General features: G+C 71.9%; 8 protein-coding genes. 4 read left to right on the top strand and 4 right to left on the bottom strand.

Annotation, left to right across the window (positions count from 1 at the left end; genetic code table 11):
• Both rpsB and Pth03_RS36580 read right to left on the bottom strand, forming a co-directional pair.
• The coding region (rpsB, locus tag Pth03_RS36585) for a 30S ribosomal protein S2 (RefSeq protein WP_203949067.1) at window positions 1-885 on the bottom strand (885 nt) is incomplete at its 3' end.
• Between the two features lie 175 nt (window positions 886-1,060).
• Window positions 1,061-1,711, bottom strand: a complete 651-nt coding sequence (locus Pth03_RS36580; RefSeq protein ID WP_203949066.1) for a winged helix-turn-helix domain-containing protein — start codon at window positions 1,709-1,711, stop codon at window positions 1,061-1,063.
• Between the two features lie 70 nt (window positions 1,712-1,781).
• Between Pth03_RS36580 and Pth03_RS36575 the strand changes: the two genes are divergently transcribed.
• A complete protein-coding gene (locus Pth03_RS36575) occupies window positions 1,782-3,071 on the top strand; it encodes an MFS transporter (protein WP_239119644.1) in 1,290 nt (429 codons plus the stop codon).
• On the opposite strand, the gene Pth03_RS36570 is transcribed toward Pth03_RS36575, so the two are convergent.
• A complete protein-coding gene (locus Pth03_RS36570) occupies window positions 2,956-4,344 on the bottom strand; it encodes a CoA transferase (protein WP_203949065.1) in 1,389 nt (462 codons plus the stop codon). The genes Pth03_RS36575 and Pth03_RS36570 overlap by 116 nt on opposite strands.
• Window positions 4,345-4,409: 65 nt before the next feature.
• Entirely contained in the window at window positions 4,410-5,186 is a 777-nt protein-coding gene (locus Pth03_RS36565) for an alpha/beta fold hydrolase (RefSeq protein ID WP_203949064.1), read from the bottom strand.
• Between the two features lie 147 nt (window positions 5,187-5,333).
• On the opposite strand from Pth03_RS36565, the gene Pth03_RS36560 reads away from it, so the two are divergent.
• Genes Pth03_RS36560 through dprA form a run of 3 tightly spaced genes read left to right on the top strand, consistent with a single transcriptional unit; the run spans window position 5,334 to window position 8,468 of the window.
• On the top strand, window positions 5,334-5,687 hold the full coding sequence (locus tag Pth03_RS36560) for a YraN family protein (protein WP_203949063.1): 354 nt from the start codon (window positions 5,334-5,336) through the stop codon (window positions 5,685-5,687).
• Window position 5,688: 1 nt separating this feature from the next.
• The gene (locus Pth03_RS36555) at window positions 5,689-7,251 is read left to right on the top strand and encodes a YifB family Mg chelatase-like AAA ATPase (RefSeq protein ID WP_203949062.1); all 1,563 of its coding nucleotides are present in this window, start codon (window positions 5,689-5,691) and stop codon (window positions 7,249-7,251) included.
• A gap of 8 nt (window positions 7,252-7,259) precedes the next feature.
• The gene (gene dprA / locus Pth03_RS36550) at window positions 7,260-8,468 is read left to right on the top strand and encodes a DNA-processing protein DprA (protein WP_239119643.1); all 1,209 of its coding nucleotides are present in this window, start codon (window positions 7,260-7,262) and stop codon (window positions 8,466-8,468) included.
• The last annotated feature ends 221 nt before the right edge of the window (window positions 8,469-8,689 follow it).

Below are 8,689 nucleotides of genomic sequence, written 5' to 3'. Positions count from 1 at the left end.
GGCCGGAGCGGACTCCTCGGTCGCGGCCTCAGCGGCCGGAGCGGACTCCTCGGTCGCGGCCTCGGCGGCCGGAGCGGACTCCTCGGTCGCGGCTTCAGCGGCCGGGGCGCCCTCGAGCAGCTCGCGCTCCCACTCGGCCAGCGGCTCGACCTCGGTGGTGCCGCTGGGCTTCTCCTCCCCGCGGCCCGCACCCGCGCGGGTCATGAGGCCGTCGGCGACGGCGTCGGCGATGACGCGGGTGAGCAGGCTGACCGCGCGGATCGCGTCGTCGTTACCCGGGATCGGGTAGTCGACCTCGTCGGGGTCGCAGTTGGTGTCCAGGATCGCGACGACCGGGATGCCAAGCTTCTTGGCCTCGTTGATCGCGATGTGCTCCTTCTTGGTGTCCACGATCCAGATCGCGCTCGGGACGCGAGCCATGTCACGGATACCGCCGAGGGTGCGCTCGAGCTTCTCCTTCTCGCGGCGGCGCATGAGGAGTTCCTTCTTGGTGAGCCCCGACGCCGCGACGTTCTCGTAGTCGAGCTCCTCCAGCTCCTTCAGGCGCTGGAGCCTCTTGTGCACGGTGGAGAAGTTGGTGAGCATGCCGCCCAGCCAGCGCTGGTTCACGTACGGCATGCCGACGCGGGACGCCTGCTCGGAGATCGACTCCTGGGCCTGCTTCTTCGTGCCGATGAACATGATGGAGCCGCCGTGCGCGACGGTCTCCTTCACGAAGTCGTAGGCGCGGTCGATGAAGGACAGCGACTTCTGCAGGTCGATGATGTAGATGCCGTTGCGCTCGGTGAAGATGAAGCGCTTCATCTTCGGGTTCCACCGGCGGGTCTGGTGACCGAAGTGGACGCCGCTCTCGAGCAGCTGTCGCATGGTGACGACGGGGGCCATGATGCTGGTCCTCCATGGTTGCGTGCCGCAAGGGCACTGTCTCGGTTTGTCGCGCGGACCCCATGGCCCGCGCCCTGACGCCCCGGGCCGCCTCCGCCGGACATGATCCGGACCGAGAAGGCGACTCGTGAATGGGCGTGCGAATTCGGCCCGCTAGTGCAGGCCGTCGTAAAGTCTACCCGGATCCGTCCCGTCGGTTGACCGGCACCGCTGCCGTCGCACCAGGGCCGGAGCGGTTCCTGCGGGGGGCTCTGGGGAAGAGCCGCAGGTGCATCTCCGCGAGGCGTGCCCCCGTGGGCGCGTCGCCGGGGTCCCGCTCGGCCGACCGGTAGGGATGGATGATCTCCTCGATGCGTTCGGCGATGCCGCGCAACTCCTCAGCGTCGGCGAGGAGCACGGTATGGGTCAGCCAGGCGGACTGCCGCCACTCCCGCGACTCCCGGTCCGCCTGAGCGAGGTAGTCGGCCAGGCGCTGGGAGGCGGCCTCCAGCACCGTCTCGATCACCGCGTTCTGCGCCTCGAAGAGTTCGGGGTCGAACTCCCCTTCCGGCTCATGGGAGCCCCACCCGCGTTGCAGCGCCCGCCAGACCCGCTCCCTGCCGTCGCCCCGGGGCGGCGCCTCGGCCACGAGGCCGTGTTTGGCCAGGGTGCGCAGGTGATAACTGCAGGCGCTCGGCGACAACCCGGTGATCTCCGCGCATTCGGTGGCCGTCGCAGGACCCTCCGTCTGCAGGCGGGACAGCATGGCCAGTCGCGCGGGATGCGCGAGCGCGCGGAGGACGCCGGCATCGGTCAGCTGCCGGTATCCGGCGTCCGGGGTCGTCATGCCGCCACGCTACCGCCCAGCCAGATGTGAAGTATTGCTTTCATAGTTGTGAAGGGCTAGCTTCATAAATATGGTTCTCCCCCTCCGCCGCCAGCGTGACTACCGCCTCCTGTGGTCGGCGCGCGCGATCTCGGAATCGGGCACCGAGGTCGCCCGGCTGGCCGTCCCGCTCACGGCGGCCACCGCGCTGGGCGCCTCCCCCATCCAGATGGGCCTGCTCACCGGCGCCACGACCCTCCCCTACCTGCTGATCGGACTGCCTGCCGGCGCCATGGCCGACCGGGTCTCCCGCCGCAGGCCCGTGATGATCGCCGGCGAGGCGATCGCGGGCCTCGCCGCCCTTTCGGTGCCCGTGGCCTGGCTCACCGGGGTGCTGTCGGTGACCTGGCTGATCGTGGTCGCCTTCGTCATCGGCTCCTGCGCGGTGGCCTTCCGCTCGTTCAACATCCCCCACCTCGCCACGGTGGTCGACGAGTCCCAGCGCACCCAGGCTCTCGCCGGCTTCCAGTCCGTCTTCGCGGTCGCCCAGATCGGCGGTCCCGGCCTGGCCGGGCTGCTCGTCTCCCTGGTGACGGCCCCCATCGCGATCCTGGCCGACGCCGCATCCTTCCTGGTGTCGGCGTTGTGCCTGCGGGCCGTACGCGCGCCGGAGCACGGCACGCGCAGCGGCGGGAACGGCCTCGCCCGTGAGATCGCCGAGGGGATGCGCGTGCTGGCCGGCAACCCGGTGCTGCGGACGATCTGCATCACCGGTGTGATCATCAACGCGCTCGGGTCCGCCTATCTGGCGCTCTACGTGGTCTTCGCAGTGCGCGTGCTGGGCCTGCCCGGCCCGCTGGTCGGCGTGGCGGCGGCCGCCTCCGGCGTGGGCGGCCTGCTTGGAGCCGCCATCGTGCCCCGGCTCACCCGCCGATATGGGGAGAACAAGATCATGCTCGTTTCGGTGCTGTTCTTCCCGCTTGAGCTCGTCGGGACGGCGGCGGCGACAGGGCCCGTCTGGCTGATCGCCGGGCAGATCTCCGTCGCCGCGGTGATCACGGGCGTGGCCGTCGTCTGTTACAGCGTCTGCTCCGGCGCCGTGACCATGCGCGAGGCCCCTCCCGAGCTGCTGGGACGGGTCAACGCCACGTCGATCTTCGCCATTCAGGGGGTGATGGCCCCGGGCGGCGTGCTCGCCGGAGTGGCAGGTGAGACGCTCGGCCTGCGTCCCGCGCTCTGGGTCTTCGCGGCCGGGTCCCTGCTCGTCATCCTCTGGTTGTGGTCGTCACCCATTCGGCGGGATGCTCGCCCTGCCGGGGAGGAGGGCTCGCCCAGTACGGCTCCGCGCCCTGGATCCACCCCGGAGGCCGCACATACGTGAGAGTGCCGAACGAGCTGTCCATGGTCGCCTGCAGATCGTCCATGGGCGCCTGCGCCCGCTGCTCGCGATCACCCGGCCCGAGGGCGCACAACCACTGAGCCGTTCCGGCCAGCGACACCTCGGCGTGCCAGGATCCCCCCTCGGCCCTACGGCGCAGCAGCCCGGCTGTCGCCGCGAACGCCGCCAGGTATCCGCTCGCGTGGTCGAGCACCTGCGCCGGCAGCGGGTGGGGCCGGGAACCGTCACCGTTCTCATGGGCGAGACCGGTCGCCATCTGCACCAGGCTGTCGAACCCCCGCCTGGCCGCCCACGGCCCGCGGGAGCCGTACGCGGAGATGTCCACGCACACGATCCCCGGCCTCAGGCGGGCGAGGTCCTCAGGCCCGAATCCCCTGTCCCGCAACGTGCCGGGCCGGTACGCCTGAATCACCACATCGGCGTGGCGCACGAGCTCCCGGAGCACCTCCGACTCGGCACGCAGGTCGACGTGGCACGATCTCTTGCCGAACGCGGTCTCCACGACCAGCCCCGGAACCTCGGGAAGGCCGGCCGCCCCCACCCGCAGCACGTCCGCGCCGTAGGCGGCGAGCGCCCTGCCGGCGACCGGCCCCGCGATCACCCGTGTCAGGTCGAGCACCCGCACCCCGCTGAGCGGACGCGGCCCGCTCCCCCGGATTTCACCGGTACGGCCCCCGGCCCGCCCGGCGTCGATCCGGCGCAGGCCGACCAGCGGCGACCCCGCGACCGCGGCCGCCTGCGGATGCGTGAGCCATTCCTGCCGGCTGCGCATCGCCGCGGCGCACCCGCCTTCCCGCGTCACCGCCTCCTCGATCTCGCAAGCCGTACGGCGTGAGCAGGCCTCGGCGACATCCTCCCGCTGCGGGGCTTCTGCGGCGGGAGACAAGCCCAGCGCCCGGAGCGCGGCGTCGCGATGGTGGGCGAAGTTGCAGTGCAGCCTGACCCAGCCGTCCGAGGTCCGATAGTCACCGGACAGAGGAGCCCACGGATCGATCCCTGTGCCGCCGATCAGGAAATGCCGCTCGCTCTGGAATGCGATCTCCGCGTGCCGGGAGTCGACGCCGGCCTCCCCGGCGCCCGCGTAGGCCGCGACGGCGGCCGTCATCGCCCCGACGGACGCGGCGGCGGCCAGGTCGATGCGGAAAGCCGACGGCAGCACGGGCTCGGCGGCCGTCACCCGCACCGAAGGGAGGGCGACCCCCACCTCGTGCGCGATCTGGCCGATCAGCCTTTTGATCGTTTCCGGGCCGTACACAACGATCTCCTCAGGTCATCCACAGAAACCGCGGGTTGTGCACCGACTTATCCACAGGGTGTCGGTCACACGGGCTGAAGCTCATCCGGCAACGGCTCGCCCAGGACGCGGGAGCGGACCATCGCGGTGAACAACTCCGGCCTCTCGCCGTTCCATCCGTGCCCGGCGCCGGGCACGAGCCGGGCCTCTCCCGCCGGGAACGCGGTGGCGATCTCCGTCAGCGAGCGTCTGATCAGCTCGTGCTCGCCCGCCCCCGCCACGGCCAGGATCGGGCACGGCGAGGCCGCCGCCTGCTCCGGCAGCCGGAATTCCAGGGCCTCTTCGTTGACCTTGCGGAACGCCTGGCGCGTCATCGCACGAACCGCATCCCGATAACCGTCGAACTGATCAGGCGGAACGGCAAGAGTCCGGGCGTTCGCCCTGACCACAGGGCCCCACGCGATGACGGGTTCCATCATCCGGCCGATGATCCGCATCCTGCGCGGGTGCGGGAACGGCAGGACGTTCACGCCGCTCACGACGGCGCCGTGCAGATGCCCGGGCATGGTCGCGGCCAGATGCGCGGCGATGTAACCGCCCAGGGACAGCCCGACCACGTGCGCCTTCCCGTCCGGGGCACGCGAAGAAACGATCTCCGCCACCAGGCGGGCCGTGTCGGCGATCGACACCCACGGATGCGTGTTGCTCCGGCCATGACCAGGCAGATCCGGCGTCAGCACGCGGAAATCGGCGGCGAGGGCCGGGATCTGCTTCGACCACATCCAGCCGCTGGTGCCGGCGCCGTGGAGGAGGACCACCACGGGGGCGTCCGGGTGGCCGGCCTCCTCAACGAAGATCGCCATACGCCACATGGTCGCATGGCCGCCCTCCGGCGACGGGGGCGGGTGGACGTCGCGGGCCTGTGGACAACCGGCGCTTTCCACAGAACGCCGTTCTGACGGACGAAGGCTCGGCCGATCCTGGAGGGTCGGGGACCGGAGGTGGTCCTCTTGGCCGCAAAAGATCGATTGGGCAGGCACGGCGAACAGCTCGCCGCAGACTTCCTGCACGCCCGGGGCATGCGCATCCTGGCCCGCAACTGGCGCTGCCCCGAAGGCGAGATCGACATCATCGCCCGCGACGGCGACACGATCGTGATCGTCGAGGTGAAGACGCGTTCCGGCCGCAGCCACGGCACGGCCTTCGAGGCGGTGACCGAAGCCAAGCTCGCGCGGCTGCGATCCCTGGGACGCCGATGGCTGGAGTCGCAGCCCGAGTGGTTCGACACGCTCCGGATCGACGTCGTCGCCCTGGAACGCTTCGCCGGCGACTTCTCCGTACGGCACGAGCGGGGGGTGGTCTGACATGGCCGTGGCACGCACGCGGTGTGTGGCCCTGGTCGGCGTGGCCGGCCACATCGTCGAGGTCGAGGCCGACGTAGGGCCGGGAACCGTCAGCACTCACTTCATCGGGCTGCTCGACACCGCGATCAGCGAGGCTCGTGGACGGGTGCGGTCCGCGCTGATCAACAGCCGCTTCGAGTGGCCCGACGCACGGGTGACGGTCAGCCTGTTCCCCGCAAGCCTGCCCAAACGCGGATCGATCTTCGATCTGCCCATCGCGGTGGCCGTGCTCGCCGCGGCCGGCGCCGTGCCGGCCCACCGCGTGGCCGAGCCGGTCTTCCTGGGCGAACTGGGGCTGGACGGGCGGGTGCGGCCGGTGCGGGGGGTGCTGCCCGCCGCGCTCTCGGCGGCCGAGGCCGGCGCACACACCATCGTGGTGCCCTCGCTCAACGCGACGGAGGCGGCCCTCGTGCCCGGCTTGACGGTGGTGCCGGTCGCCACCCTCGCCGAACTCGTCGGGTGGCTGCGCGACGGCGATCTGCGCCGCCTGCCCGTCGTCGCCGAGGCCGCGTCCCTCCGCCACGACGACTCCGGCGGCTCGGGTGGTTCGGGGATCGGCGGCCCGGAGCCCGACATGCGCGACGTCGCCGGCCAGCCCATGGGGCGCAGGGCCGTCGAGGTGTGCGCCGCAGGCGGCCACAATCTGTGGATGCTCGGCCCGGCCGGCACCGGGAAGACCATGCTCGCCGAGCGGCTGCCGACCCTGCTGCCCTCACTCGACGTGGATCAGGCGCTTGAGGTCAGCGCCATCCACTCGGTCGCGGGCACCCTGCCGCCCGGCCGCCCGCTGCTCACCCGGCCCCCTTTCACCGCGCCCCATCACACGGCGACGGTCGCCTCCGTCGTGGGAGGAGGAGCAGGCGGCCTTGTGCGGCCCGGGGCCGTGTCGTTGTCCCATCGCGGAGTGCTGTTCCTCGACGAAAGCCCCGAATTCGGCAGCGGCGTGCTGGACTCTCTCCGCCAGCCGCTCGAGTCCGGCACGGTCACGATCGCCCGGGCGGCCGGCACGGTCACCTTCCCTGCCCGGTTCATGCTCGTGCTGGCCGCCAACCCCTGCCCGTGCGGTCAGTACGGCATGCCGGGCTCCCCTTGCTCGTGCACGTCGGCCATGCGGCGGCGGTACATCGGCCGGCTGTCCGGCCCGCTGCTCGACCGCGTCGACGTGAAGGTCACGATCAGCCGGGCGACGCGGGCCGAGTTGCTCGCCGACCGCCGGTTCGCCGAGCCGAGCACCGTCGTGGCCGACCGGGTACGGCAGGCCAGGGAACGGGCCGCCAAACGTCTGGCGAGCACCCCCTGGCAATGCAATGCGGACGTCTCGTCGGCCGCCTTGCACCACGAGTTCGCGCTGGCGGGTGACGCCCTGGCCCCGCTGCACCGGGGGCTCGACCTGGGCACACTCAGCTCGCGCGGCCTTGATCGAATTCTCCGGGTCTCGTGGACGCTCGCCGACCTCGCGGGCAAGGACAGGCCGGGCAGGCAGGAGACGTCGGCGGCGCTCGCCATGTGGCTGGGAACGGAGTGATGGAGCCGATGGAGCCGATGCACCCCGGCGACCCGAGCCCGTCGGGCACGCGCGTGCCGGAGGATCACCGCCTGGCCAGGGCCGCCCTCATGCGGATGGCCGAGGCGGGCGACCGCGTCATGGGACGCCTGATCGCCTGGTGCGGCCCCCTCCGGGCGCTCGAACAGGCCAGGCGGGGATCGCTCGATCCGGAGTTCGCCGCGGCCGAGGCCGAGCGGACCCGGCGGCGGATCGACCTCACGCAGCTCGCCGAGAGCTGGGCCGCGCGCCACGCCGACCCCGACGCCGACCCCGAAGCCGACCTGGCGGCCGGGCGAGAGCGGGGAGCCCGGCTGATCGTTCCCGGCGACGCCGAGTGGCCGACCCAGCTCGACGACCTCGACGACGCCGCACCCCTCGGGCTCTGGCTGAACGGCCGGGCCAACCTGCGCCTGTCCTGCCTGCGCTCCGTCGCGATCGTCGGTGCGCGGGCCGCCACGCCGTACGGCGTGCAGGTGGCGGCCCAGCTCGGCTCCGAGTTGAGCATCCGGGGATGGTCGGTGGTCAGCGGGGGCGCCTACGGCATCGACGCCGCGGCCCACCGCGGGGCCCTGGCCGGCGGGGCGCCGACGGTGGCGGCGCTCGCGTGTGGAGTGGACGTCTGCTATCCCCGCGCCCATGAGGATCTCTTCGGCGTGATCCGGTCACATGGTGTGATCATCAGCGAGTGGCCGCTCGGCTCCCATCCGACACGGACACGTTTTCTGGTGAGGAACCGCGTGATCGCCGCCTTGTCACGCGGCACGGTCGTCGTGCAGGCGGCGCTGCGGAGCGGGGCGCTCAACACCGCCACCCACGCGTCCGGCCTGAACCGCCATCTGATGGCGGTGCCTGGCCCGATCACGGCCGAGACCTCCGAGGGTTGCCACGCCCTGATCCGCCAGGGCAAGGCCGTCTGTGTGACCTCGGCGGACGAGGTGATCGAACTCGTCGGGTCGATCGGCGGCGACCTGGCCCCCGAGCGGAGGGGCCCGGTCCTGCCGCGTGACGGGCTGAACGACGAGACCAGGCGGGTGCTCGAAGCCGTGCCCGCACGTGGCGGCGCGGGCCCCGCCGTCATCGCCGTCTCAGCCGGGGTCGGCCTCACGACGGCGCTCGAGTGCCTCGGCGCGCTCGCGTCCGCCGGTTTCGTCGAGGCGGTGCCGCGCGGCTGGCGGCTGCGGCGGCAGCCCCCATGAGCCGTCCCATGACCCGGCCCACGAACTGGCCCACAAGCCGGCCCGCGAGCCGACACCGTGCCCCGCCCGTCCGGGGACGATTCCTCAGTGGCGGGAGAGACCGTGCAGCAGAAGGTCAACGAGACGCTGCCCGGCCCCTTGGACGTTGCGCCGGCGGTCGACGATCAGAGCGAAGCCGCCGAGCGCCATGGTGACATCGGCGATGTCGAGGTCCGCCCGCA

The organism is Planotetraspora thailandica (assembly GCF_016863335.1).
Classification (GTDB): Bacteria; Actinomycetota; Actinomycetes; order Streptosporangiales; family Streptosporangiaceae; genus Planotetraspora; species Planotetraspora thailandica.
Note: the sequence above shows the minus strand (reverse complement) of the source record. Positions and strands in the feature narration are given on the sequence as shown.